The following is a 26258-nucleotide window of genomic DNA, read 5'->3' as shown; positions in this document are numbered from 1 at the left end:
CCGGCTCCGGTCCGGCAGGCACGATCAGGCCCCGGCGTGCAGGTGCGCGGCCCACAGCGACGGCGTGGCGCGGAATGTATCGCGCACCGCGCGAACGGCATCGTGCAGGGCGTGGGCGGCACGGTCGGTATCGGGCGCCGCGCGGCCGGACTCGGTGAGCGCGGCATAGAAGCTGTCGGCGATCTGGGTGGCCGTCTCGTCGTCGACGGTCCAGAGGGTCCCGATGACCTGCGGAAACCCGGCGAGTTGAAAGGCCGAGGTGAGGTGGATCGCCTCATCGATGAGTTCGGCGCCGGTGGCGGCGGTTTCACACGCGGAGAGGTAGGCCAGGCGCGCGTGGCCGAGGTCGAGCGGGGCCAGGGCGGCGACGGTGAACGGGGCCGTGGCGTGGTCGTGCAGGAGCAACCGGCTCCGCGAGGGATCGGCCGGATCGCTGATCCCATGGCAGGCGAAGTGCGCGATCGAGCATTCACGCAGGAGGTGCAGAACCCTGTCCCTGGTGGGCGATTCGACAGTGTTCCCGCCGGCCGATCCGGTTGCCCCGTCCGGGTGAACCGGCCCGCCGGTCGACGGTACGGAGGCAGCGCCGGATTCCGGCTCGGTCAGTGTGATCACGGCAGGCAGGCGGGCGGCGAGCACGGCGGTCTCGGCGGGCACGGCGTGCAGGCGGCCGGGGACTCCGGGCGTGGTCGGCATCGCCACGACCAGCGCCGGCCGCACGATATCGCGATCGGCGCCGGTCGCACGCCGCCGGGCGTGCCGCAGGGCGGCAACGGTCGGAACGTAGGAGGAGACGACGCGGTCCATGACGGTCCGGACCGCGCCTCTCTTGCGCGGGTCGAGGTGGTGACCGGCGGCATGGATCGGCAATTGCCCCAGCAACCCGCCCGGTATCCACCAGACCCGCGGGCCGGGCGTGGACGGTGCCATCGGATGCCGGTGACCGAGGGCATCCAGAACGGGGCCGGTGGCGTTGTCCCACAACCATTCCAGGGTCCCGCTCAGACGTCGTTGCGCGGCCTGCCGCTGCGCCGCGGTCGCGCCCCCGCCGGCCTCGGCCAGCGCCTGACGGAAGGCAACGACCCGCTCGGCCACGGCGTCTCGGTTCAGCCCCGGCATCGGCAGCACTCGGATTCCGGAAACGGTCATCAGGAGAGCGTCGCTACCGTGCCGGCTGATATTGAACAGCACCACCGGGCCTTCGGCGGCCTGTTCGAGCAGCCGGTCGATGTCCGGTGGGAGCGCGAAGGCCGTGAACCCCGGCCGGGTGCGGATCCGGGTCAGCAACTCGTCGAAATCCCGCGCGAGGCGATGCCGGTTGTCGGTCGTGGACTCCGGTTCGATACCGGTGGCGGCCACCGGGGTGTGGTCGAGGAGTTCACGGAGCCGGACGAATTCGGCGGCCAGGTCCGGGTGCCGATCTGCCAGGTCGGTCGTATCGCCACGGACCTGCAGTGCCTGCCCGAGCAGTATCGCGCGGCCGGCCTCCAGCAGCCGTACCGCCGGCGCACCACGCTCGGCCGTGGGTGCCGACGGGTCCCGAAGTGCCAGCGCGGCCGCGTCGGCGGCCAGTTCGGCGTACTCGCCCAGGGCGTGCTGCTGATCCGGTCGCTGCAACCGGCGTGGCGCCACCTCGGGCAGCAGCCGGACCGCCGTGTCCAGCAGCTCCGCCGCCCGACGGCGGCGGTCGCGGAAACCGGTCGGACTCCGCGACAGGCCGACTGCGCTGAAGACCAGCATCATCGCCCGGACCTGTCTGCCCGACCAGAGCAGATCGGCGGCTGTCCGAGCCGCCTGGATACGGATCGACGGCTGCGCCACCGGCGACCGCGCGGCTTCGCCGAAGACCGTCGCTGCCTCGTCCAGGTCCAGTAGGGGGGTCACCGCCTCCCGCATATTCCGTACCGTGTGGTCGTGGCCGGACCGGATCAGGAGGGCGTTCCCGAGCTGGATCAGCACCCGCGCGCGCCCGGGGTGATCGGGTGGCCGGGACTGCACCGCCTGGCGGCATACCGCGACGGCTTCGTCCGCGTCCGCGCCGGCGCTCGTCCGCTGGAACCGGGTCATGAGCACGAGCCCGAGCGCGGCCAGTTTCGCGGATCGATCGGGCGCGGCGGGCGGCGTGATCCGCAGCGCCTCCCGGCAGACGGTGACGGCCTCGTCCAGATCCGCGACCGCGCCCGTCCGCTCGAATCGGCTCTGCAGCATGGTGCCGAGGTTGGCCAGGCGATCGGCCATCGCACTGTGACCGGACGGCGTCACCCCGACGGCCCGTCGCCCGACGGCGACCGCCTCGTCCACATCCGCCGGCGCACCCGTCCTCGCGAACCGGCGCCACAGGGCGCTTCCGAGGTTGTTCAGGCACAACGCCAGCCTGGGGTCGTCATCGGCGACGGCCCGCAGCACCTCGCGGCGCAGGGCGATCGCCTCGTCCACGTCCGCCTGCGCACCCACCCATTCGAATCGGCTCAGCAATGCGTTCGCGAGATTGTTCAGCCGGAGGAACCGGTTCGGATTCTCCCCGGGGGTGGCCTGGACCGCCGCCCGGCATACCGCCACCGCCTCGTCCAGATCCGGAAGTGCACCCGTCCGGTCGAACCGGAGTAGCAGGGCACCCCCGAGATTGTTCAGGCACAATGCGCGCTCGGGGTGATCTTCCCGGGTGGCCGCCACGGCCTCCCGGGCGATCGCCACCGCTTCGTCCAGTTCCGCCTTCACTCCCGCCTGCCGGGCCTGGTTCTGCAGGGCGGTCGCGAGTGTGGTCAGGCGTCCCACGCGATCCGGATGGTGGGCCGGGGTGGCCTCCAGCGCACGGCGGCCGACCTCGACCGCCTCGTATACGTCCGCCGGCGCACCCGCCCATTTGAACCGGGTCCGCAGCGCCAGCCCCAGACCGCTCAGAAATACCGGATGTTCGGAGTTGCTGTCTCCAGAGGTCTCGAGGGCGCGGCGCCCGAGTTCGATCGCCTCGTCGAGATCCGCCGGCCGACCGGCCCGGTCGAACCGGAGAACCAACGCACTTCCGAGATTGTTGAGCCGCAGGGCCAGTCCCGGGTCGCCGGCCGGGGTGGCCCGCACCGCCTCGCGGCCGATCTCCACGGCTTCGTCCAGGTAGGTCATGGTGCCCGTCTGCCGGAACAGGTGCTGGAGCGTGATTCCGAGATTGGTCATGATCGTCGCTGCGACGGTCGCACCGGCCGGAGCGACCAGTAACGCTCGACGGTCACTCGCCACTGCCTCGTCGAGGTCGGCGCGAGCACCGGTGCGGCCGAACCTCGACCGGAGGCAACTGGCGAGGGTATCCAGGTACATCGCCAGTTCGGGTGAGCCATCCGAATCCGCATGGACCGCCGCGCGGCCCATCGCCACCGCGTCGTCGAGAACGGCGGGCGCACCGGTGCGCTCGAACCGTCGGTGGAGGGCGAGGGCGAGGTTGTGCAGAAGCATCGCCCGGTCCGGGTGGTCGGCGGGGTGGGCGTGGAGCACTCGGCGGTCTGCCTCCACCGCTTCGTCGAGGTCCGCGACGGCCCCGGTGCGCTCGAACCGGGCGCGCAGCGTCCTGCCGAGATTGGTCAGGCACATCAGGTGGTGGCGGTGGCCGGCCGGCGCGATATCGACGGCGCGGCGGCAGAGATCCACCGCCTCGTCGAGGTCCGCCGGCGCACCCTTCCATTCGAAGCGGATCCGGAGCGCGTTCCCGAGATTGTTCAGGCCCGCGGCCAGTTCGGGATCTCCGTCCCGGGTGACCTGCACGGCTCGGCGCCCCACCTCGATCGCCTCGTACAGGTCCAGCGGTATGTCCGTGAGGGTGAACCGGGCCTGCAGGGTCGCGCCGAAAGTGATCAGACAGGCACCCCGGCCGGGATCGTCACGCGCGGTGGCCTGTACGGCCCGGCGGCACACGTCCACGGCCTCGTCGAGGTCCGCGGGAGTGTCGGTTCGTGCGGACCGGATGCGCAGGAAATCCCCCAGTGCGTTGAGCCAGATCGCCCGGCCGGTGTAATCGGCCGGCGGCATCTTGGACCATTGCGTCCGGTCCGGGTCGCCGGCCGCCGTGGCGGCGACGGCCCGGCGGCACGCGTCCACCGCCCCGTCCAGATCCGCGCGCACCCCCGTGCACTCGTATCGGGCCGCGAGGAGAACCCCGAAGCTGCCCAGCCTGGCCGCGCTACCGGGGTGGTCGAGCGGTGTGCCCGCGAGTATCCGCCGCCAGAGTCCGACGGCGGCGGTCAGGGTGTCGGCACCGAACCCCGGCAGGTCGTAGAGAACCGTGATGTCGCCGGCCACCGCGAACACCTGATCGGCGACGATTTGCGCGTGCCCGGGAGGCCCGGCGGGACCGAACGCGTAGTCGAGGATCGAGGCGAGCAACTCGATCGCCGCCGGCCACTCCCGCTCACCACCTCCCGGCCGCAAGGCGAGATAGCGGTACCCGTGGAATCTCGCCAGCAGCAACCTGGAATCCAGGTCACCGTCGTCGGGCCGGAGATCCGCGGCCAGCAGGCCGGCCTCGGCGGCGGCCTCGGGTTCCAGCACCGGCCCGAGCGCCGCCTCCTCCTCGGCGCGCGCCACCCGGCGGGACACCACGGCACGCAGCATCGCCCGGCGCTCGTCCTCGGAGCCGGGTCCGTCCAGCACTGCGGTCCGCATTGCGTGCGTTGCCTCGAATTCTCGCGACGGCCACTGTCGTTGGTACCGTGACCGTTTCGCGTACCGGCCATCGAGGATAAGATCCTGCGAGCGCGCCGCCAAGTCCCGGACCGGGAACTTCGGGCAGCTGTGCCCACCGCAGTCGCCGATCCCCGGGGGTTCCACCAGTGCCATCGCAGCCACCCGATACCGCCCGCACCACCGCGGCGTTGGCGTATCTCTGCGACCACCTCGCCGAGATACGCGGCACGCTGGACGACCCGGGCACCGATGCCGCCACACCGCTGCAGCGCCTCCTGACGGCCCTGCACGCGGGCGGGTCCGAGGACATCGGGCCGGCGCTCGACGCGGTCCACACCGCGCTCCGGGTCGCCGGTGACGCACCGGGACTCTTCGGCCACACCCGGAGCCTCGAGGCCCTCGGCGTGCACAGCTTCGAGATCGTCTACCGCTGTCCCCTGCGGATCTGCACCGGCCGCGACGACGTCCACGCCGCCGACCCGCCGCGCTGCGCCGTCAGCGGTCTGCCGCTACACCGCGAACGGCTGGCCTGAATGAGCGGCTTCTGGAGCGAGGTCGCCAAGAAGCTGGCCGAACAGTGGTTTTCGCTGCTGGCGTTGCCCGGCGCCCTCTACCTCGCCGTTCTCGCCTCCGCGCATACCCTCGGTCACGCCCGCGCCTTCGATCTCCGCTACCTCGGCGACCGGATCACCGCCTATGCCGGACATCCGGCCGTCACCGCCCTGGGCGGACAGGTTCTCCTGGCGGTCGCCGTACTCGCCGGCGCCGCCGTGGTCGGCCTGTCCGCCCAATTCCTCGGCGCCGGGATCGAATACCTCTGCCTGGCCGCCGGCTGGCAGAGCTGGCCGCGTGCGCTGCGGCAACCGGCCCGTTGGCGTACCCGGGCCCGCCGGCGCCGGTGGGACGCCGCCGACGCGGTCTACCGGGCCGAGTACCGGAGAGCGCTGGCGCCCGACCCCGCCGACCGGCCCGACCCGGCGCGGCGCCGGCGCGCCGTCCGCGTTCGGGACCGGATCGCGGTGGAACGTCCCGAACGTCCCACCTGGAGCGGCGACCGTATGCATGCGGCCGCCCTCCGCCTGGACAACGATCATCACCTCGACCTCGCCACCGTCTGGCCCGCCGTGTGGCTCACCCTGCCCGACACCACCCGCGAGGAACTGACGGCGACACGCTCGGCCCTGTCACGGGCGACGGTCCTCGCGGCCTGGGCCGTGCTGTATCTGCCGGTCGCCGTCCTGTGGTGGCCCGCCGCGCCCCTGGCCGTCGTCATCGCCGCCACGGCACGCCACCGGATCCGCACCACCGCCGACACCTACGCCACACTCCTCGAGACCACCACCCGTCTGCACGCCGCGGCCCTCGCCGCGCAGCTCGGCCTGGACCACTCCGGCCCGCTGACCCCGGACCTCGGCCACGACCTCACCCACCGGCTCCGCAGCCGGCCCATCTCGGAGCCCTGACCATCCGCGTCGGCGGTACCGGCCACCGCATCCGGTGACCGGTACCGTGCCGACCCACGATGCCGCCGGCGGGCCGACAGCCCTGCCGGAGCCCGGTTTCGCCGGGCCCCGGACTATTGCGGAGCGGGGTACCGCTCGTCCAGATCGAGGTTCAGTTCCAGAACCAGCACCCGCGGCTCCCCCAGGAAACCCAGTGCGCGCGGTGCGGTGTGCGCGGCCACGAGTTCCCGGACCCGGTCCTCACCGATACCGCGCACCCGCGCGATACGCGGGATCTGGATCGCCGCGTACTCGGGCGAGATATGCGGATCCAGACCGCTGCCACTGGCGGTGACCGCGTCGGCGGGGACCCCCGGTTCGGCCGGGACCGCACCGGGCACCGGCACGATCCGCCCCTGGGAGTAGTCCGTTCCCGGTTCGGCGCATTCCACCGCGACGCCGCGGTAGGTGGTCAGGAACGGCCGGGCCGGGCAGAACTCGTTCACGCTCACGACCCGTACCGGGGACGTCACCTCGCCCCGGGCATCGCGTGGGCCGATCACCGACAGCACCGCTCCCACACCGCCGTCCGTGCAGAACGGCCGGCGCCCGTCGACCCCCTCCCGGTCGCCGATCTCCTTGCTGCGGGTGCACACCGTGGTCAGCAGGCCGGGGTCGTCGGGGGCGGCGTCGACGATGCTCTCCGGCCCGAGGTTGGACGCGGAGGTGGACAGCGGGTCGTATCCGTCGCCGGCCGCCGAGGGCCGGCTCTGGAAGTACTGCGGCAGCGCGTTGCCGTCCGCATCGGCGAACGACTGGCCCAGCAGTTCGGAGCCGACGACGGTATCGCCCACCTCGATCAGCGAACCCTCGGACCGGTCTCGCAGTCCGGGCAGCTGCGCGACCGCGAAAACGACCAGTGGATAGGCGATTCCGGTGATGAGAGTGAGAATGAGCAGGGTACGCACGGCGGCCAGATGCTGCCGGATCCAAGTCGATGTACGCATATCAGGACATCCCCGGGAGAAGGTGGACGGCGAGATCGATGAGTTTGATCCCGATGAACGGAGTGACGAGCCCACCGAACCCGTAGATCAGCAGATTGCGGCTCAACAGCTTCGACGCGTTGGTGGGGGTATAGCGGACCCCGCGCAGCGAGAGCGGGATGAGGGCGACGATGACCAGCGCGTTGAAGATCACCGCGGACAGAATCGCCGATTGCGGACTGGCCAGGCGCATGATGTTGAGCGCGTCCAGACCCGGGAACAGCGCGATGAACAGCGCCGGGATGATCGCGAAGTATTTGGCGATATCGTTGGCGATCGAGAACGTGGTGAGCGCGCCCCGGGTGATGAGCAGTTGTTTGCCGATCTCGACGATTTCGATCAGCTTGGTCGGATCGGAGTCGAGGTCGACCATATTGCCGGCTTCCTTGGCCGCGGAGGTGCCGGTGTTCATCGCGACGCCGACATCGGCCTGCGCGAGCGCGGGCGCGTCGTTGGTGCCGTCCCCGGTCATCGCGACCAGCCGGCCGCCGTCCTGCTCCCGCTTGATCAGCTCGAGCTTGTGCTCGGGAGTCGCTTCGGCGAGGAAATCGTCGACACCGGCTTCCTCCGCGATGGCCTTCGCGGTCAGCGGATTGTCGCCGGTGATCATGATGGTGCGAATGCCCATCCGGCGCATTTCGTCGAAACGTTCGCGCATCCCCTGTTTGACCACGTCCTTGAGATGAACAACCCCCAGCAGTCGAGCCGTACCGCCGGCGATCTCTCCCACGACCAGCGGGGTACCGCCGGCCGCGGAGATGCCGTCGACCGTGGTGCCGATCTCTTGCGGGACCGAACCGCCGTTCTCCCGCACCCATTCGACCACGGCGCTGGCCGCCCCCTTGCGGAGCCGGTGTCCGTCGGCGAGGTCGACTCCCGACATCCGCGTCTGCGCGGTGAATTCGATCCAGGTCGCGCCGGTCAGTTCGCCGGGTGTGCGTTCCCGCTTGTTGAAGGCCTGCTTCGCGTACACCACGATCGACCGGCCTTCGGGCGTCTCGTCCGCGAGGCTCGACAGCTGCGCGGCGTCGGCGAGTTCGTCGTCCGGAACACCGGGCGCCGGAACGAATTCCGAGGCCTGCCGATTGCCCAGGGTGATGGTGCCGGTCTTGTCCAGGAGCAGGGTGTTGACATCACCGGCAGCTTCCACCGCACGCCCCGACATGGCCAGGACGTTGCGCTGGACCAATCGGTCCATCCCCGCGATCCCGATGGCGGACAGCAGCGCGCCGATGGTGGTGGGGATCAGGCAGACCAGCAGCGAGACCATGACGATACCGGTGACCCCGTGCGCGTCCAGCGCGACCGTATCCGGCACCCCCGGATTCTCCGATTTCGCGAAGATCGCCAGGGGTTGCAGGGTCGCCACCGCGAACACGAAGATGATCGTGAGCGAGGCCAGCAGGATGTTCAGCGCGATCTCGTTCGGTGTCTTCTGCCGGCTCGCGCCCTCGACCAGCGCGATCATCTTATCGATGAAACTGGCCCCGGGCTCCTGGGTGATCCGGACCACGATCCGATCGGACAGCACCGTGGTTCCCCCGGTGACGGCACTGCGGTCGCCACCGGATTCCCGGATCACCGGCGCCGATTCGCCGGTGATGGCGGATTCGTCCACGGAGGCGATGCCCTCGACGACATCACCGTCACCGGGGACCACCTGCCCGGCCTCCACCACGACGATATCGCCGCGCCGCAGTTCCGGAGCGGCGACCGCCTCCTCCCGCACGGGGCCACCCGGCGTCCACTCCACCAGCCGCCGCGCGACGGTATCGGTTTTGGCCTTGCGCAGCGTATCGGCCTGCGCCTTACCCCGGCCTTCCGCCACGGCCTCGGCCAGGTTGGCGAAGACGACGGTGAGCCACAGCCAGACCACGATCGCCCAGCCGAACAGGCTCGGATCGGTGACCGCGAGCACGGTCGACCATACGGCGCCGATCTCGACGACGAACATCACCGGGTTGCGCCACATGGTGCGCGGGTCGAGTTTGCGGAACGCCTCCGGCAGGGAGGACACCAGCATCTTCGGGTCGAGCGCACCGTTGGGCACACTCCCGCGAGCGGGTGGGCCCAGACGATCCGGCCCCGATTCCACGGCGGTATCGCCCTGAGACGGGGTATCGATGCGGCCTGTCATATCAGTGGATTCCCTCAGCGAGCGGCCCGAGCGCCAGCGCGGGCAGGAAGGTGAGCGCGACCAGGATCACGGTGACACCGACGACCATGCCGACGAACTGCGGCCGGTGCGTCGGCAGCGTGCCGATCGACGCGGGAGTGGTCCCCTGCCGTGCCAGTGAACCGGCCAGCGCGAGGACGAAGACGATGGGCAGGAACCGGCCGAACACCATGGCCAGCCCGAGCGCGGTGTTGTACCACTCGGTATTGCCGGTGAGACCGGCGAACGCGGACCCGTTGTTGTTGGCCGCCGACGTGAACGCGTACAGCACCTCGGACAACCCGTGCGGGCCGGAGTTCAGCATCCCGTCGCGTTGCCCCGGCAACGCCATGGCGACAGCGGTGCCGGTCAGCACGATCAGCGGACTGACCAGGAAGTACGAAGCGGCCAGCTTGATCTCGCGGGGTGTGATCTTCTTACCCAGATACTCGGGAGTCCGCCCGACCATCAATCCGGCCACGAACACCGTGATCACCGCCAGGATCAGCATGCCGTAGAGGCCGGACCCGACGCCACCGGGAGCGACCTCGCCCAACTGCATGTTGAACATGGTCATCATCCCGCCGAGGCTGGTGTAGGAATCGTGGAAGGAATCGACCGCGCCGGTGGAGGTGAGGGTCGTCGAGGCGGCGAAGGTCGCCGAATCGGCCACGCCGAAACGTTGTTCCACGCCCTCCATCGCCGCGCCGACAGCGGTCGGGACGGTGCCGTGGGCCCGCAGCTGGAAGAAATTCGTCAGGCTCACGCTGACCACCGCGATGATGCCCATCACAGCAGCGATGGCGAAGCCCTGTTTCTTGTCGCCGACGATCCGGCCGAAGGTCCGCGGCAGCGAGAACGCGATCACCAGGAGCAGGAAGATCTCCACCCAGTTGGTCCAGACCGTCGGATTCTCGAACGGATGCGCGGAATTCGCGTTGTAGAAACCACCGCCGTTGGTCCCGAGTTCCTTGATGACCTCCTGGCTCGCCACCGGACCGCCGGTGACGGTCTGCTCACCGCCGGCCACCGTCTGCGCGATCTGATCGTGCAGGTGGAAATTCTGGACGACACCTCCGGCCACGAGCACGATCGCGAAAACGAACGCGATCGGAAGCAGAATCCGCAGGGTGCCGCGCACCAGATCGACCCAGAAATTACCCAGGTCGCCGGTGCGGGTGCGGGCGAACCCGCGCACCAGCGCCATCGCCACGGCCATACCGACGGCCGCCGAGACGAAGTTCTGCACGGCGAGGCCGGCCATCTGCACCAGATGCCCCTGGGTCGATTCACCGGAATAGTTCTGCCAGTTCGTATTCGTGACGAAACTGACGGCCGTGTTCCAGGCGAGCGCCGGGGTCATCTCCGTGGCGGGATCGTCGAGGTGCAGCGGCAGCCTGCCCTGCACCAGTTGCAGGAAGAACAGGAACAGGATGCTCACCGCGGAGAAGGCGAGCACACTGCGCGCGTACGTCGACCAGGATTGTTCGACCTCGGGCCGGGCGCCGATCCCGCGATAGATCAACCGCTCGGCGCGCGAATGCTCACGGCGGGTGTAGACGCGATACATGTAGTCACCCAGCGGCACATGGACGAGCGCGAGGGCGAGCACCAGCGAGGCGATGAAGACGATGCCCGCCGTTGTCGTATTCACCTAGAACCTCTCGGGAAAAAGCAGTGCCGCGACCATGTAGATCGCGACGGAGACGGCGAGCAGCAGGCCGATCGAATTGGCGATCAAAGCTTCTCCACTCCCCTCTGGATCAGGCCCAGCAGCGCGAACACCGCGACCGTGAGCACTGTGAACACCACAACAGCCATCCGAACGACCTCCATCTCGTGCCTCATTCAGAAAGACACCGGGTGAGTCAAGCTGTTGACGGGGCGCGTTCCAAGGTTCTTTACGGGTCCCTAGCGGATCACCGCCGGTAATCGACGCTTTGCTGACGGAGCGGCCCTGTCGCCGGGTGCAAGGATGCCGTGAACGCGGGAGCCCGACGCATCAACACACCGTAAAGACCGAGTTCGGCCCCGGTGTACCGGCGCTACCGTCCGTACAACCGAGCCGGGATGCGGCTCACCTCGACGCGGGAGGCGCCCGATGGCGGTAGTGACACTCGACCCCGGTGCCGACGGCAATCGCGGGCAGCTGCGCATCTACCTCGGCGCCGCGCCCGGCGTCGGGAAGACCTTCGCCATGCTCGGGGAGGCGCACCGTCGTCTCGGCCGCGGGCGGGACGTCGTGGCCGCGATCGTGGAAACACACGGGCGGGCCGCGACCGACGCACTACTCGAGGGAATCGAGCAGGTACCGGTGAAGACCGTCGAATATCGCGGCACCCGGTTCCCGGAGATCGATATCGCGGCGGTGCTCGCGCGGGCGCCCGCCGTCGTCCTGGTCGACGAACTGGCCCATACGAACACCCCAGGCAGCGGAAACGACAAACGCTGGCAGGACGTCGAGGAACTGTTGACGGCGGGGATCGAGGTGATCTCCACGGTCAACATCCAGCACCTCGAGAGCCTCAACGACGTCGTCGAACAGATCACCGGCATCCGGCAGCGCGAAACCGTCCCGGACTCGGTGGTACGCGGCGCCCAGCAGGTCGAGCTGATCGATATCACTCCGGAAGCATTGCGTCGCAGGCTTTCCCACGGCTCTATCTACTCCGCCGACAAGGTGGACGCCGCACTGCGGCACTACTTCCGGCCCGGGAACCTCACCGCGCTACGGGAACTGGCGCTGCTGTGGCTGGCCGACCAGGTCGACGCGGCACTCGCGAAATACCGGGCCGATCACGAGATCACCGATCTGTGGGAGGCGCGCGAGCGGGTGGTCGTCGCGGTGACCGGCGGCCCGGAATCCGAAACGGTGGTCCGCAGGGCCGGCCGGATCGCGATCAAGGCGAGTGCCGAACTGGTTCTCGTCCATGTCGTCCGCGGCGACGGATTGGCCGGCATCTCGGAGCAGCGATCGGCGCGATTGCGCGAGCTCGCGGACAGCCTCGACGCGTCGATGCATACGATCACCGGCACTGATCTGCCCGCCACGTTGCTCGAATTCGCCCGGCAGGTCAACGCGACACAGCTGGTTCTGGGCACCTCCCGCCGTTCCCGGTGGGCGCGCATCCTCGACGAGGGCATCGGCGCCGCCGTCGTACAGCAGTCCGGGAAGATCGATGTGCACCTGGTGACGCACGAGGAGGCCCACCGGGGCGGGCGGCCACTGATCACACTGCCGCAGAACAGGGTCCGGGCGTGGATCGCCGCGGTCCTGGTGCCCGCGGCGGTGTGTGGTATCAGCGCTCTGCTGCTGGACGGCATTCTCCAGCTCGGCGGTCTGAGCGCGGTGTTCTTCATCGGAGTCGTCACCGTGGCCCTACTCGGAGGCGTCGTCCCCGCCGCGGTTTCGGCCATGCTGTCCGGTCTGCTGCTGAATTGGTTCTTCGCCGATCCGCGCTACAGCCTCACCATCGCGCAGCCGGACAGTTTCGTCACGGTCGTGGTGATGCTCTTCGTAGCAGTCGCCGTCGCGGCGCTGGTCGACGCCGCGGCGAAGAGATCGCGCCAAGCCCGTCGGGCCACCCGGCAGGCCGATCTGCTGACCCTGTTCGCCGGCGCCGTGCTCCACGGTGCGGATCTGCCGAAGCTACTCGAACAGATCCGTGAATCCTACGGTCTGCGCGCGGTCAGCCTCGTCCGGGGCGAACAGGTCGTCGCGTCGGTGGGTTCGGATCCGCCTGTCCGTACCGGCGATGCCGAGAACTCGGTCGACGCCGGTGATGCGACAAGCCGGCTGCTACTCGCCGGCCACTCCCTGGCCGCGATCGACCGGCCCGTCCTCAACGCGGTCGCCAACCAGGCGGCCGGGCTGGTGCACCAAGCGGAACTCGCGGAAGAGGCGAGCGCGGCGGCCGCGCTCGTCGAAGCCGACCGGCTCCGGCGCGCCCTGCTCTCGGCGGTCAGCCATGACCTGCGGACACCGCTTGCGGGTGCGAAGGCCGCGGTCTCGAGCCTGCGCAGCGACGAGGTGGAATTCTCGGCGGACGACACCACCGAACTGCTCGAAGCCATCGAGGAGTCGGTCGATCAACTCACCGCTCTGGTCGGCAATCTGCTCGATTCCTCGCGCCTCGCGGTCGGCGTGGTGACGCCGCAGTTGCGACGCGTGTACCTCGAGGAGGTAGTGCACCGAGCCCTGGTCGGTGTCGGTATGGGCGCGCGCGGCGTGCGACGCGGTGGTGTGGAACGCGTCGAGACAGAGGTCGGTGATATGCATGTCCAGGCCGACAGCGGCCTGCTCGAACGGGTGATGGCGAATCTGATCGACAACGCGCTCCGGCACGGTTCACCGGAATCCCCGGTGCGTGTCGTGGCGGAGCGGCACGAGCAGGGCACCTCGATCGCGGTCGTCGATCACGGCCCCGGGATCACGCCCGGGGCCGAGGAGAAACTGTTCGAGCCCTTCCAGCGCCGCGGCGACCGCGACAACACCAGCGGTGTGGGTCTCGGGCTGTCGGTCGTGAAAGGATTCGTGGAGGCCATGGGCGGAAGAGTCTTCGCGGAACCGACCCCCGGCGGCGGGTTGACCGTCATCGTCGAGCTCCCGTCGGACGGGTCGCAGCGGCCGGTCCGGACCCGGGAGATGGCAGGTGGGTGACCTCGACGCGACGCCTCACAGCACCAGAGGCCCGAAACCTCCGGCCGGCCGGGCCGCGGATTCCGGTGGGGAACACGTCGCGCCGAGGGCGAAAGTACTCGTGGTGGACGACGACCCCCAGATCGTGCGGACGCTGCGGGTCGATCTGACCCGCCGCGGCTACGACGTGCTCGTCGCCGGAACCGGCACCGGCGCGCTGCGGGCGATGGATAAACAACCCGATGCGGTGATACTCGATATCGGCCTGCCCGATATCGATGGTTTCGACATACTGGCCGGGCTGCGCGGCTGGACCGAGGTTCCGGTGATCGTCGTATCGGCGCGCACCGGTTCCGCGGACAAGGTCCGCGCGCTCGACGCCGGCGCAGACGACTATGTCACCAAACCGTTCGGCATGGACGAACTGGTGGCACGCCTGCGTGCGGTCCGGCGGCGCGGCTCCCCCGGTGCCAACCCCGCACCACAGGTGGTCACCGATTCGTTCACGGTCCACCTGGACAGCAAGAAGGTCACCAAGAACGGGGAGACGGTTCATCTCACGCCGACGGAATGGAGCATGCTCGAAATACTCGCGCGCAATCGTGGGAAACTGGTCGGCCAGCGAGAAATACTCCGCGAGGTGTGGGGACCGGGCTACACCTCCGAAACCCACTACCTTCGCGTGTATCTCGCCCAACTGCGTCGCAAACTCGAGGACGATCCGGCCCGGCCCGTTCACCTGCTCACCGAACCCGGAATGGGATACCGCTTCCAGTGATCGCTCGCCCTACCGCCGCACATCGGACCGGCGGACGCCCGGCCGCGCCCCGTCGAGATCGCCGGTCCTCCGCTCCCGCTGCCCCGAACGGTCATTCGCGTATCGAAGCACCAGGACTGCGACGAGGAATACGCCGAAGACCACAATAACGGGCACCAGATCATCCACGGCGTGGGCTCCCTCTTCCGAGACCGAACGAATCGAACCAGGCAAGCGTCCACGCGGATGCCCCCGACGTGAAGGACCGCAGGCGGATCTTCACGTCATCCTGACCCTGCCGTCGACGAATCAGCCGGTCCCGCTCGTCGCCGCGTAGATCAGCAGCGTCACCATGAGCGCGACGATGCCCAGGATGCCACCGATGAGCGCATCGGCCCGATTGGTCGCGACCCCGCGGTCGACCCGGTCCCAGCCGACGAAACCTGCTATCACCGCCGCCACACCCGCCGGCGCGGTGAGAATCTCTCCCGCGAACGGGATGAAAAGGAACGCGACCGCGACGATACCGAGCATCAGGGCCGTCAACCCGGCGCCATTTCGGGCCGGCGGCAGATCGTCGGGAACCGGTTCCATATCGGGCAGCCTAGACCCCGATCACCGCCGACAGAGGTGTTCGAATCGCGTAAGGATCGCAGTCCCGGCTCCGCCCGGCGGGCACAGTGAACACATCACCCCATCGATCTCGAGAGGAACGGCCATGCCGTTACGACGGGTGCAAAGACCACTTCCGATCCGCCATCGCTACGCCGGGCCACTACTGACCCTGGGGTTCGCCGTGCCTGCCGCTCTTCTCCTAACCGCCGAGACATGCGACGGGTGGTCGATCGCGGCGGCGCTCGCCGTCGGCACCCTCACCGCCGCGCTGGCATGCCTCGGCTGGGACCTGTGGCTACACCCCTGACGACCCAGCGAATCCCGTGCCCACCTCCTCGACGGCCCCATCCCGCTCTGCTCCGTGCCTACGCGCATGCAGGAGCACCCCCGCGGCGTTCATCGCCGGCAGCCAGGGCTGAGTCCAGGTCCTAGGGTGGACCGGGCCGACCGACCCGGCCCTCGACCTCCTGATCGACCACCTGCGCGCGGGCCGACCCGATGCCCTATCCCGCGGGTGACCACCGACCGCTCGGCGTCTTGCCAACGAGCAACGGATTTGCCGCTGCGCAATACGCAACATCCGAAATATGTTCCCTCCGAATGCACTCGGAGGCTCGCCGACTACCGATGAAGGCGAGGCCGGACGGTCCACCAGGCTGCCCACAGGGGAGTTGCAACCCGGCGTCGCCGCCACTCGCGGGTGGCCGATTCACGCAAGGCTCGAATCCTGAGTCACGGGCCACCGAGGTCCCAATCGAAGCCGACCTCGCCGCGAGGGATCCCACTCCCATGATCCGAAACCCTTCACCGATGATGTTGCCGGTCGGGTTGAGGGCGGGCAAACACCCCGTTCGACCTGCCGATTAGCTCTCCTGAGCCTGTCTGAGGTAATCTCATCGAGCGCCCGGGCACCGGGCGCGACGGGCTGTGGCGCAGTTTGGTAGCGCACTTGACTGGGGGTCAAGTGGTCGCAGGTTCAAATCCTGTCAGCCCGACACAGGTCAGAGGGGGTTTCCACTCTCCGGGAACCCCGCTCGGCACGGTGAATGTGCCAAGAACGTGTCAACGCACGGAGAGCATACTTTCTTCAGATCACCCGAACAGAGCGGCCCCCGCCGCCTTCAAATCCTCGGGTTGTGCATCGCTGTAGATCGACAGCGAAACCGCCGGGTCATGGCCATGCCACGCCGCGACGATGTGCACCGGGATACCGAGCGCGAGCATGAGCGACACCGAAGTGTTCCGCAGCCCCTTCAGCTGAATCCGCCGGAGACCGGCGCGTTGGCTGATCCGCTGGAACTCATCGCTGTACCACTCCGGCCGGACCGGCGTCCCATCGGCGTGAACGGCGATCAGCCGGTCATCGGTCCAAGGGATCCCCAGCGCCAGGGCTTCCGCCTTCTGCGTAAGGGGCTGGTCGTCGAGATCGGGGGACTGACCTGATGCCGTGCTTGGTAGTGGTGCCGCCCGCAGATTCCTTCTTGCCCTCGCAGATGACCAAGTCCGGTACCCACTCGGTGACCACAACCGGTACGAGCTATGCCCAGGTGCTGGGCTGGGTGGCCGACACCGTGAACTATCCGGGTTCCTCGGTGGCCGGCTCGGACCTGGTCGTCCAGTCCTCCGGTACCGGCATCACCGTCGAATCCCAGGTCACATGGAACACACCGAGCGGATTCACCAGGACGGTGACTATGCGGCTGACTCGATCCGGCGTGGTCCTGGCCACCGGCACACCGGTCACGATGCCGCCGAGTACCTCCGGCATCGCCACTGTCTCGATTACCGGCCTCACCGTGATCGCCGGTGATCTCATCCGGCTGGAAGCGGTCCGGGACTCGGGTAGCAGTAGCCCGAGCTGCACGACGGCGGACACCAACTACGTGAGGGTCTACAGACCTTGAGCGTGGGTGTGGAACTCGCGCCGCAATGGTTCGTACGTCCTGAAGCTCTTCGTTACCGCTTCGGCCAGTTCAACAGGCGTTCGATGGTATTGGTGAGGTCGACGTCTATGACCTCCACCTCAACTGTTCCCGTGTACGGAGGATGGTCGTGATCGGCCGCCGAGACCGACCACTGACCGGTGAAGGACTGCGAATCCTCATCATCCGTAAGTAGCAGCACCCCATTCGGCGGAACCTTGTGGGGAACACCTGCACGCAGATCCTCGAGCTTCACAGACAACTCAACGTACTCTCCGTCGTCGTCATGGTCGCACTCAATAGCGTCGAATTGCTGGGCGGTATGGTGGAAGCTCGGAGGCGAAATGACTGGGATACTACCGCCGATGGGGTACGGAGTTAGGACGTCCACGTTGTATGTTCTCGGAGGTTTAGGTAGGACTTCGGTGACATCGAAATCGTCTTCGTCTACCACTTCGACACCCCATACGGGATACGGAAACTGAACCTGAATATTCGGACGCTTGAGGTAGATGTCGGCATCGTTCATGACAGTGAGCGAAATTTCCTCACTTGCCGTGAGCTGAGCAGCGTATTCGACCAAATCCGGCCACGACTCCTCGACCTTGGCCATCCAGTTTTCGACGCTTTGCATATAGGACTCCACGGTTCTTTGCTCACCGAATGTGCGCCCTAGCCGCTTCGCGTTCTCAGCCGCGTTTGCGTGGTGTCCGAACCACACTTGCGTGTAGTGGCCAATGAGTTTGGACGAGTATCTCGGCCTTACGATCCTGCCCTGTATCCGCACAGAGGGTTTCGCCGGTCGATTCCGTATAGCACGCTGCAAGAGAAGCTCAATCTCCGGTCCAGTAGCCAATCTGGTCTCCCCGTCGGGACGAAACCAGATCTGTCCATTATCAAGCAAGATATCTGCACGGTTGACCTTGTGTGGACACGCTTTTCCTGATGGGCAGGTCTCGCCCGGCTTTAATGTCGGAACCTGCATCTTGAGCTCCCGGTAACAAGCATGGATCGGGTCGCCCCACCGTGGTGGATCGACCACGATTACTACAACTCGTCGGGTTGGATCACCGCTGTCACCATCTAGGTGCAACATGTCCCAGCCACTAGGGTTACTACCTAAGTAAGCCTGGATTTTCCTGCGAAGATCCTTGCTTTCCGGCGGGTTCTCGATGCCCTCTGCGCTGCCCTTCTTCACGCCGAGCACCATCAGCGCGTATCCATCGAAGTACTCTTCGGCGATATACGGCATGCGGTTCGCGGTCCCGAGAATGAACTTGGTGATCTTCGCGACTTCCCTGCTATCCCGGAAATTCAGCTGTGACTTCATCTCCAGATAGTGCTTTTCGGAGTAGTCATCGGTCTTCGTGAGTGCCGCGACGAGCGCCTGCCACTCGGCTGACGACGAAGGTAGGCGTGACACATCGAAGTCCAACATCCCTGTCGGTTCCTCTCGGTTTGGATGCCAGCGGAGCCTACGCGCGGAAGCTGACAGAAAGCCAAGAGGACGACGAAGAGCAGACGCGAAACGCCCCCGTCTATCCGATCTCCGGATGGGCGGGGGCGATCTTTCGTTCATTCACCTGGCAGGCATCACGTCCGGGCAGCACTCGACCATCCCGTCCAGGGTGACCACATGTGCGAGAGCGATGACCGCACGCCACGCCCGCGCCGCTCGCACATCGTTGGTGGTGAGTTCCGGGACCACGACCGCCGCCGCGTCGGAATCCAAGACGTGCTGCGCGGCGATAAGCGGCGCATGCGGTGACATCGGGTTGATGAACACCGTGTGCACGAGATCGAAGTCATGGTGGTCGGCCAGTTGCTCGAGGTCGCGGCTGTCGAAGTCCGGGTTACACATGGCGACCGCGCTTCGTACGCTCATGCGGTCACATCCGTCACATACTCGACCGCCATGTGCCAGCGTCGGCAGCGGTGCCCGCGATGGATGTCCATCACATGGAACGCGTGGGATCGGCCTCGGATCGGGTCGGTGAACCGGCACGTCCCGTGCAGGTGCGGGAGGCTCGCGCGTAGCCCGCTCGCGAGGCGGCTCAGTAGCTTCAGGTCGACCGGCGCGTAGTGCTTAGGAATGGCGGCTCGATGTCTCGACCGGCTGGTGAGGGCGGGTATCTCCTGGCGCATGAGGGACCTCGGCGGTGTGGGAGTGTGGGTTGGGGACCACATTCGACGCTAAGGACACCCCTATATCCCGCTCTACATAATTGCGCGTGATTGCGCAGCAATCTGCTGCAAGGCCGGATAGGACCACGGAGAATTGCAGTACACGTATCTCATTGAGAGCAAGGACGTCGCCATGACCGTACTGAGAATGCTCGGCTCCGGGTCCAAGAACGGGCAGTGCCCGGCGCTGTATGCCACCGACCATGACACCCTGGTCGTGCAGGGATTGGCCGCTGCTGGAGGCCGCTCGGTGCTGATTCCGCACGCGCAACTGCTGAAGTGGGCCGAACCGGGCACGACGATCGCCGTCGAGCGCATCGACTCGGCGCAACTCGTGCGGGTACCCGGGCAACCCGTCTCCGACGAGATCCGCGCTCAGTTGCTGCTTTCGCCGGGTGAGATGGCGGTGGAGGTTCCGCGATGCGCGGAGTGAGCGGAGACCTGTCCGGCGCAGGGGTGTTTGAGCAGTATTTCCGGGCGGCGCGGTCCAGCGCTGTGCATGTCGAGGTACAGGATGTCTATCGGGTGGAGGACGAGGAGGAGTCACTCGCCCGCTGGCGTGAATCGCGGGAAATCGTTGAAACCGAGGGCGACCGCGAGTGGTGCGCGCTGGTTGCCGATGCGGTGGCACGCGGGGTTGCCGTGCAGCGCATTCGGGTAGTGACGGTGCCCCACACCGAGTACACCCAGTGGCTGATCGAGGCCAGCGCTGATAACGCGGCGGCGGGCGAGCAGATCCGGTACGTGCCCCGGCATCTCGTCGATGGACCGGTGCCGCAGGACGACTTCTGGCTTTTCGACGATGCCACCGTCGCCTTCAACACCGTGGACGGAGACGGTGCAGCGGCCGGACTTGCGGTATCCACCGATCCGGTGATCGCCGAGTTGTGCTCCGGCGTATGGCGTCGGCTGTGGACCCAGGGCATCGGCCTTGCCGAATACACGCAATCGGAGCATGTCAGCCGGTGAGCAGCAATGTCGGGCAGGCGCGTGCGGCTCTGGGGGCCCGGCTGCGTGATCTCCGGAAAGATGCGCGCCTATCCGGCAAGGACATGGCGGAGCGGTGCACCTGGCACCCGTCCAAGGTGTCGCGGATCGAGCTGGGCAAGCAGCAACCCAGTGAGGACGACTTGCTGGAATGGTGCCGCGTGACCGACTCGATGCTGGCCTACGACGATCTCGTTGCCACGCTGCGGAACGTCCAATCCATGTACCTCGAATGGCGGCGGGTGGTCGCCTCCGGGCGGGCGCATCGGCAGCGGCAGTCCCTGGAGATCGAGGGCCGCGCCCAGCATGTTCGGTGGTTCGAGAACGCGGTGATTCCCGGCCTGCTACAGACGGCCGACTACGCGCGCGCCGTGCTGGTGGAGTGCCGAAGCCAGATTCCCGGGGGGCGCGACGATATCGACGAAGCCGTATTGGTACGGATGGCCCGGCAGCATGTGTTGCGGACCGGCCGACGGCGGTTCGCGTTCATCGTGGCCGAGTCGGCACTACTTCAGGTGGTCGGATCCCGAGCTGTGATGATCGAGCAAATGGGGAAGCTCATCGAGGAGGCCAGCAACCCACGGGTGGACCTGGCAGTCGTGCCGCTGGACGCGAACATGCTCCTGGGCTCCCACGGATTTGCCATGTTCGATCGCGAGTCGGTGTTGGTGGAGACGATCAGCGCGGAGCTGACCATTACCCGCCCGTCCGAGATCGCCGTCTACGGCCACACGTTCGCCGCAATGCACGAGATCTCCGTGCACGGCCGCGAGGCGGTGGACATCGTCGCGGATGCGGCCTCCCGGCACGAGCGCCTATCGATACTCGGCTAGTCGGTGGCCGGCCCCCGGTGGTCATCGAGCCATTCCGTCCACGCGGCTGCACCGCTGCCCACTACTTCGGCGCCATCGCCTGCGGGTGGCTCGTACGGGTCGATTGGGTTCAGTTCCGGTGCCCTGCAGGAACAGACGCGGAGGACACCCGTGTGGTTCCTGTCTGGTGCGCAATGGCTGCACCGCTCGAAAACGACGTGGTTGGTTGCCGAGCGGCGCACGCGAGATCAACAGAATTGGTCAAGAACGCCAATCGGCTTCAGCGATCGGTACGCGCTTGTCGACCTGCCCGGTATCCGAAATCTTCCACGTCTCGACAGATCCTGGAGTGCCGCTCATCTGTCCGCCGAGCTCACCCGCGTCGAGGTTGTAGGTTTGCCCGATGTAGGAGTACACCGTCTGACCATTCTGGGACTCCATCCGGACTTCGCCGACCTCCATCATGCGTCCGCCGCCGGGGCCGGGCCGAACTCAACATCGCCGGTCGATACCGATCCGGCTCCTACGCGCTTCTGACCATATTGTGGCTGCATAGCGGGAAGTGAAACACGACCGACCGACATTTCAGGGCGGATCGGTGAAGGTCCGAGCAGACACGCCAGAGGGCAGGAACCGCAGCGGTGCCTGTCGGCGGCGCCAGTAGGCTGCTTGCTCTGTCACGGATCAGTCACTAGCGGAGGCACGATGAGAACAGTCATCGCCCAACAAGCGACCGCGTTCGGGTGGGACTGGCTTACCCAACCCGCCGCGACGATTGTCAGCGGAGTCTTGGTGATCGTCGCCGCAGGTCTGGCGTTCTGGGGTGTTCAGAGCCAGATCAATAGCCAGCGACGGCAGCTTTCGATTGAATTCGACGAACGGGAGCTCGCCCGGATCACCGAGGTTCTCGTGTCCGCAGCGGGGGCGCTGGAAGTGCTGCAAACCTTGCTAATCGAGATGAAGAACAACTTCTACGGAGGTGATCCGGCTGAGGAAGAAGACGAATACGGCCGGATTGAACGCACTCGTAAGCACCGTGACGCATATTCCATGCTCGGCGACTCGTTCGACGCGTGCAGGATCGAAGCAACGAAGCTGGACTTGCTCGGCTTGTCTGACGCCTCGGAGAAGATGGAAGGCGCGATCACGGCACTCGAAAGTTACTGGGACATCCTGCGGAATCCCGAGTGGGATCGCCCGGACGACGGGCCCCTTCGACTAGCTATCGACGAGGCGATGACTGCCTTCCGATCGGCTCGCAGCGAGCGCTCTCAACAGATCACCGACAAGATCGGGCGGTCAAAGAAGGATGGCAAGGCGAAGGCGCAGCGCGACGGGAAGAAGGCGGGAAACCGCCGGTGAAAGCAACCGAATGACAGCGAACCATGGTGCCAAGAATGTGCCATCGTTCACGCACACGAGCGCACTTGACCCGCACCCTATACGGGGCAACCACCTCTGACCTGGCCGGTTCTAGGGTCTGGACCGGGAGACCAGACCTTCCAGTTCCCTGGGGGTCAAGTGGTCGCAGGTTCAAATCCTGTCAGCCCGACACAGAGAACCCCTCCTGACAAGCGGTCGGAGGGGTTTCTCATTGTGGTGACCTGAGCGTTTCCGGCACGATCTCACCAAAATCTCACATTTTCGGCCCCTACCGGCCCGGCGCCCAGCGCTCGAGAACCTCTCGATAGTCGGGCACGGTCTCGGGGATATCGATGTAGTGGGCCTTGGCCACCGCGCGGGTATTGCCGAGCTGGCGGGCCGCGCGCTCAGGATCGCCGTAGGCGTGGTCGACCGCGGTGGCTGCGCCCTCACGGAAGGTGCGAGGCGTCACCCAGGGGAAGTTCACGCCGCGGGCTGCTCGCCAGGTGCGGCCGAAGTTGTTGGGATTGCGCAGCGAGCCGTTGAGCGCCGGGAACAGCAGGCCTCGCAGGTTGGGACAGGAGGTGACCTCGAGGTCATTGCAGGCTTCTCGGATCGCTTCGACGCAGCAGTTCGGCGGCCAGCTCGGTCAAGGTGGTGTTGCGGATGATCCGGCCCTGCCCGATCTGCTCACGGCAATCGAGCATCGACTCGGCGAGCCTGTTGCTCGCATCGTCGGCACTGCGGCCAACCCGCTCGATCTGGTGCGGCGCCCCCGAGCTCGAGCTCCTGTCCGGCTGTGGTGTAGGCACTCTAGGGGGGAGTACATCGGGGCTGCTGCACGATCGGGTGACAGTTGTTTTTTCTGCGATTGCTACCGGGACCCCGGGCAGCGGCGGCTCGACACCTTCTCATGGACGCAAAGGAGCCCCCGCCGAGACGGCGAGGGCTTTTCTACGGCGCTACCACACCATTCCGCAGTGGGAAAGCTACAGTCAGGGGTTTGGCGGCGAGATGGGCGTGCATCCCACACCCCTCACCTCACCTCTCCTCACCCTGACCTTTTGGCAGGTGAAAGCCTGACCCTCTTCCTCGCTGTTGACCGGGAACAGTACGTTCACGTTCGTGAGGTCGGCGACCTGTGTGCGAGCTCCATTGAAGCCCTCACAGTGGCTGCCGCTGACACTCGCTCCAACAGCCCTGCCGGTCGTGCAACTGTAGTACGGGTCGCGCGGAGAGTTCGGTCCTTGGGCGGCGGCCGGAACGGACAGCGCCGCGCCCACCACGCCGGCCACAACGAACCCGGCGACGAAAACGCGAGAGATCACAGTGGTCCTTTCATCAGAATCTGGACACAGAAGATCAACGCGCCCAGCGTAGGAGCAGGCAGTCACCCGTACCGGCAACCCGAACCACGCGGCGATTTCCACAAGTACCAGCGATAGTGACAACTGCTGGTGATTCCCCCCGCACCCACCCGACCCGCTCGGCGCAATAAGCCGACGTGATGACCCCCCGCACCGACCATGCCCGCAGCTACCGGTGGTTGCCCAACGGCAGCGGCCACCGCGCCCTCGGCGACGTGACCACCACCCGCGAACACCTGCAACGGATGACCGCGCCCTGAATCGGTCAGCGCCCAGGATGTCGGTGGGCGGGTGCACCATCGAAGCCATGAGCGAGCACGACGACGTCATCACAGCCAACGCGACCTCGGCCCGCGACGCCGGGTGGCCCGAGCTCACGGGTTCGCCCAAGCAGATCGATTGGGCAACCACTCTGCGCGCGGACAAGATCCGCGAGATGGAAGCCAGCGCCCCCGCGGAGGTCGACTGGTACCGCGAGGTGATGCTGCGCGAGACCTCCGCCGGCGTCTGGATCGACAGCCGTAGGCACCCCTGGCAGGCACGGTTCATCGGCAACGTCACCGACGAGGAGATGGAAGCACTGAAAGCGAAAGCCGCACAGCAGCAAACCCCCGCCGAGCAGTGAGCTATCGCGGCGGCTGAGCTGCTGGCTGCGGGCCGGGCTTGCGTACCACCCAGTCGACTGGCTGCGGGCCGGACTAAACCCATCCCCTTTTGATGGCGTCCGGAGGACCCGCAAATGCGCATATTTCGCCATTCCGAGCACCCACGCACTCAGCCCGAGCGGCCCGCGCACCCCACTTTCATAACGTCCGCGGCTATGAACAACCACGGTGGTGCCCCGCACGCTGAAGACCCTCCACGGCCCGACACCAATCGCCGGCGCGCATGGCGGCGGCGAACCGCGAAAGCTGTGGGCTGGGTCGGTCTCGGCCCGGCCGCCGGCGCGCTGCATTGGGCCGACGCTGAACTGACAGGGGCGGCCGGATTCGAGTGGATCCAGAGCCTTCTGAGCTGAATCGCCTCCCACGGTCCGATCGCCCTGGTGTGGCTGATCGGACCGACTGCGACCCCGGCGGAGAAAAGGGCATACGAACGTAGCCAGCGCGACCTGCTTGGGAGTCATCACGGTCATCCTGGACGGTTGCCATCCCTGGTAGATCGCCTCGGTCGGTGAACAGAGCACGATGGCCGCAGCGCCGAAGGTCTGCGGCCATCGAAACGCCTGAGCCGATCGAATACAGGTCCAGAGGCTATCGACCCTTGCCGGACTCGATCCGATACTGCTCCACCACGTGGTCGTATCCCTCCCGACGATCCGCGGCCATTTCGTCCTCGGCGTGGACGCCGATGCTCCACGGGATCGGGCATGGAGGAGCGTGGTCGGGGTCAGGGCACAGCAGGCGCTCGATCTGTTCGGCCACCGCGCGTGCTTCCGTCTCCGAGGCGATGACGCCCAGACGGATCTCCCACAACCGTTTCTCGTCCGGCATCTATCAGATCTCCTTGCGGTGGCGCTTGTAGTGACCCCGCGGCACATTCCTGTCCGCAGCCTTCTTCGTATCGGCGACCGCAGCCGCGCTGCAGCCGCCACGTTGTTCGGGTTCGGAGGATTGGCGTTATGCGCCCGAACTCGGGCGGCGATCGCCGCGCCACCGCCCGCGGCGGCACCAGTACTGCCGCGACACCGACCAACCCCGCGACAATAGCCAATACCGCGCGCATGAAACGTGCTGTCGAAGAGATTATTCCAACCCCCATCGGACCCTCGTACACCCTCCAGACGGACCGATTCCTACCCGAGCGGGCCCTCATAACCTCGTCGACCCGAAGGTCCGTGCGCATATCGAAGGCACTGGGAACAGCCGCGGAGATGGCGCAGCCGTCCCGTCCCGCGATCTCATGCCTCCGCAGGATTCTGGTCGTTCTGCTCTTGCGCCTGCGCCCAGGTTGTCGCCCATTCGTCGAGCGGGCGGATGGCCTGTATGAGTGCTGCCCCCAGCTGAGTGAGCTCATAGCCATCGGCCGAGGGCGCGATGATCCCATTCGACGTGAGTTCGCGAAGCCGCTGGTAGAGGACGCTGGATGACAAACCGGCACACCGCGTCAGCAGCGCACGCGCGCCGAGCGGACCCGTACGCAGTTCCCAGAGAATTCGCAGCGCCCATCGACGGCCGAAGAGATCCAGGGCCGCCATGATCGGCCGGCCGGTAGTCGATCCACGAACCGGCCCGCCCGGGCGTGGTGTCGGCATGACCCTCCTTGCGTTTCGTTTATCGAAACACTAGCATCCATTCTG

At 66.9% G+C, this 26258-nt stretch carries 23 protein-coding genes and 1 tRNA gene; 11 read left to right on the top strand and 13 right to left on the bottom strand.

The window, feature by feature from the left end; all coding sequences use genetic code 11:
• Nucleotides 1-24: 24 nt before the first annotated feature.
• Nucleotides 25-4650, bottom strand: coding sequence for a CHAT domain-containing tetratricopeptide repeat protein (locus ACZ6SF_RS05365; RefSeq protein WP_466060732.1), 4626 nt, complete (start codon nucleotides 4648-4650; stop codon nucleotides 25-27).
• 167 nt (nucleotides 4651-4817) lie between these two features.
• On the opposite strand from ACZ6SF_RS05365, the gene ACZ6SF_RS05360 reads away from it, so the two are divergent.
• Nucleotides 4818-5204 (top strand): hypothetical protein, encoded by a 387-nt coding sequence (locus tag ACZ6SF_RS05360; RefSeq protein WP_466060731.1) that lies wholly within the window; start codon nucleotides 4818-4820, stop codon nucleotides 5202-5204.
• On the top strand, nucleotides 5205-6134 hold the full coding sequence (locus ACZ6SF_RS05355) for a hypothetical protein (RefSeq protein WP_466060730.1): 930 nt from the start codon (nucleotides 5205-5207) through the stop codon (nucleotides 6132-6134).
• Nucleotides 6135-6247: 113 nt separating this feature from the next.
• Here the strand turns inward: ACZ6SF_RS05355 and ACZ6SF_RS05350 are convergent, their stop codons facing one another.
• The 4 genes from ACZ6SF_RS05350 to ACZ6SF_RS05335 are packed head-to-tail and all read right to left on the bottom strand — an operon-like array spanning nucleotide 6248 to nucleotide 11055.
• Nucleotides 6248-7120 (bottom strand): potassium-transporting ATPase subunit C, encoded by an 873-nt coding sequence (locus ACZ6SF_RS05350; RefSeq protein WP_466060729.1) that lies wholly within the window; start codon nucleotides 7118-7120, stop codon nucleotides 6248-6250.
• A 1-nt stretch (nucleotide 7121) separates the two neighbouring features.
• The gene (kdpB, locus tag ACZ6SF_RS05345; protein WP_466060728.1) at nucleotides 7122-9296 is read right to left on the bottom strand and encodes a potassium-transporting ATPase subunit KdpB; all 2175 of its coding nucleotides are present in this window, start codon (nucleotides 9294-9296) and stop codon (nucleotides 7122-7124) included.
• A 1-nt stretch (nucleotide 9297) separates the two neighbouring features.
• The gene (kdpA, locus tag ACZ6SF_RS05340) at nucleotides 9298-10968 is read right to left on the bottom strand and encodes a potassium-transporting ATPase subunit KdpA (RefSeq protein ID WP_466060727.1); all 1671 of its coding nucleotides are present in this window, start codon (nucleotides 10966-10968) and stop codon (nucleotides 9298-9300) included.
• Nucleotides 10969-11055 carry a potassium-transporting ATPase subunit F gene (locus tag ACZ6SF_RS05335; RefSeq protein WP_466061349.1) on the bottom strand — a complete coding sequence of 29 codons (87 nt, stop codon included), beginning with the start codon at nucleotides 11053-11055 and terminating at the stop codon, nucleotides 10969-10971.
• 360 nt (nucleotides 11056-11415) lie between these two features.
• On the opposite strand from ACZ6SF_RS05335, the gene ACZ6SF_RS05330 reads away from it, so the two are divergent.
• Nucleotides 11416-13974, top strand: a complete 2559-nt coding sequence (locus ACZ6SF_RS05330) for an ATP-binding protein (RefSeq protein ID WP_466060726.1) — start codon at nucleotides 11416-11418, stop codon at nucleotides 13972-13974.
• A 100-nt stretch (nucleotides 13975-14074) separates the two neighbouring features.
• A complete protein-coding gene (locus ACZ6SF_RS05325; RefSeq protein ID WP_466061348.1) occupies nucleotides 14075-14731 on the top strand; it encodes a response regulator in 657 nt (218 codons plus the stop codon).
• A 288-nt stretch (nucleotides 14732-15019) separates the two neighbouring features.
• Here ACZ6SF_RS05325 and ACZ6SF_RS05320 read toward each other — a convergent pair whose 3' ends face one another.
• Nucleotides 15020-15304 (bottom strand): hypothetical protein, encoded by a 285-nt coding sequence (locus ACZ6SF_RS05320; RefSeq protein WP_466060725.1) that lies wholly within the window; start codon nucleotides 15302-15304, stop codon nucleotides 15020-15022.
• Nucleotides 15305-16246: 942 nt separating this feature from the next.
• Between ACZ6SF_RS05320 and ACZ6SF_RS05315 the strand changes: the two genes are divergently transcribed.
• Nucleotides 16247-16320: transfer RNA gene (locus ACZ6SF_RS05315), tRNA-Pro, on the top strand.
• A gap of 97 nt (nucleotides 16321-16417) precedes the next feature.
• Here the strand turns inward: ACZ6SF_RS05315 and ACZ6SF_RS05310 are convergent.
• Entirely contained in the window at nucleotides 16418-16558 is a 141-nt protein-coding gene (locus ACZ6SF_RS05310) for a hypothetical protein (RefSeq protein ID WP_466060724.1), read from the bottom strand.
• A gap of 284 nt (nucleotides 16559-16842) precedes the next feature.
• Between ACZ6SF_RS05310 and ACZ6SF_RS05305 the strand changes: the two genes are divergently transcribed.
• Nucleotides 16843-17229: a hypothetical protein gene (locus ACZ6SF_RS05305; protein WP_466060723.1), complete on the top strand. Its 387-nt coding sequence runs from the start codon at nucleotides 16843-16845 to the stop codon at nucleotides 17227-17229.
• 52 nt (nucleotides 17230-17281) lie between these two features.
• Here the strand turns inward: ACZ6SF_RS05305 and ACZ6SF_RS05300 are convergent, their stop codons facing one another.
• Together ACZ6SF_RS05300 and ACZ6SF_RS05295 are read right to left on the bottom strand one after the other, a co-directional pair.
• Complete coding sequence (locus tag ACZ6SF_RS05300) at nucleotides 17282-18685, bottom strand: hypothetical protein (protein WP_466060722.1); 1404 nt, start codon at nucleotides 18683-18685, stop codon at nucleotides 17282-17284.
• 141 nt (nucleotides 18686-18826) lie between these two features.
• Nucleotides 18827-19132, bottom strand: coding sequence for a hypothetical protein (locus ACZ6SF_RS05295; RefSeq protein ID WP_466060721.1), 306 nt, complete (start codon nucleotides 19130-19132; stop codon nucleotides 18827-18829).
• A gap of 432 nt (nucleotides 19133-19564) precedes the next feature.
• Here ACZ6SF_RS05295 and ACZ6SF_RS05290 point away from each other — a divergent pair, with 432 nt between their 5' ends.
• From ACZ6SF_RS05290 to ACZ6SF_RS05280, 3 genes are read left to right on the top strand one after another with little or no spacing between them, the layout of a single operon-like run.
• Nucleotides 19565-19864, top strand: coding sequence for a hypothetical protein (locus ACZ6SF_RS05290; RefSeq protein ID WP_466060720.1), 300 nt, complete (start codon nucleotides 19565-19567; stop codon nucleotides 19862-19864).
• Entirely contained in the window at nucleotides 19852-20400 is a 549-nt protein-coding gene (locus ACZ6SF_RS05285; RefSeq protein ID WP_466060719.1) for a DUF6879 family protein, read from the top strand. The genes ACZ6SF_RS05290 and ACZ6SF_RS05285 overlap by 13 nt, the downstream gene beginning before the upstream one ends.
• Nucleotides 20397-21251: a helix-turn-helix domain-containing protein gene (locus ACZ6SF_RS05280; RefSeq protein ID WP_466060718.1), complete on the top strand. Its 855-nt coding sequence runs from the start codon at nucleotides 20397-20399 to the stop codon at nucleotides 21249-21251. Before ACZ6SF_RS05285 ends, ACZ6SF_RS05280 begins: the two co-directional genes overlap by 4 nt.
• A gap of 240 nt (nucleotides 21252-21491) precedes the next feature.
• On the opposite strand, the gene ACZ6SF_RS05275 is transcribed toward ACZ6SF_RS05280, so the two are convergent.
• Nucleotides 21492-21695 carry a hypothetical protein gene (locus ACZ6SF_RS05275; protein WP_466060717.1) on the bottom strand — a complete coding sequence of 68 codons (204 nt, stop codon included), beginning with the start codon at nucleotides 21693-21695 and terminating at the stop codon, nucleotides 21492-21494.
• 240 nt (nucleotides 21696-21935) lie between these two features.
• Between ACZ6SF_RS05275 and ACZ6SF_RS05270 the strand changes: the two genes are divergently transcribed.
• The gene (locus ACZ6SF_RS05270) at nucleotides 21936-22592 is read left to right on the top strand and encodes a hypothetical protein (RefSeq protein ID WP_466060716.1); all 657 of its coding nucleotides are present in this window, start codon (nucleotides 21936-21938) and stop codon (nucleotides 22590-22592) included.
• A 289-nt stretch (nucleotides 22593-22881) separates the two neighbouring features.
• On the opposite strand, the gene ACZ6SF_RS05265 is transcribed toward ACZ6SF_RS05270, so the two are convergent.
• Complete coding sequence (locus tag ACZ6SF_RS05265; RefSeq protein WP_466060715.1) at nucleotides 22882-23064, bottom strand: hypothetical protein; 183 nt, start codon at nucleotides 23062-23064, stop codon at nucleotides 22882-22884.
• A 1202-nt stretch (nucleotides 23065-24266) separates the two neighbouring features.
• On the opposite strand from ACZ6SF_RS05265, the gene ACZ6SF_RS05260 reads away from it, so the two are divergent.
• Nucleotides 24267-24584 carry a hypothetical protein gene (locus ACZ6SF_RS05260; RefSeq protein ID WP_466060714.1) on the top strand — a complete coding sequence of 106 codons (318 nt, stop codon included), beginning with the start codon at nucleotides 24267-24269 and terminating at the stop codon, nucleotides 24582-24584.
• Nucleotides 24585-25212: 628 nt separating this feature from the next.
• On the opposite strand, the gene ACZ6SF_RS05255 is transcribed toward ACZ6SF_RS05260, so the two are convergent.
• Together ACZ6SF_RS05255 and ACZ6SF_RS05250 are read right to left on the bottom strand one after the other, a co-directional pair.
• Nucleotides 25213-25452, bottom strand: a complete 240-nt coding sequence (locus ACZ6SF_RS05255) for a hypothetical protein (RefSeq protein WP_466060713.1) — start codon at nucleotides 25450-25452, stop codon at nucleotides 25213-25215.
• 407 nt (nucleotides 25453-25859) lie between these two features.
• Entirely contained in the window at nucleotides 25860-26213 is a 354-nt protein-coding gene (locus tag ACZ6SF_RS05250) for a winged helix-turn-helix transcriptional regulator (protein ID WP_466060712.1), read from the bottom strand.
• Nucleotides 26214-26258 lie beyond the last annotated feature (45 nt).

This window comes from Nocardia sp. NPDC049935, assembly GCF_055586645.1.
The sequence above is the reverse complement of the archived record's forward strand: the minus strand, read 5'-3'. Positions and strand labels throughout refer to the sequence as shown.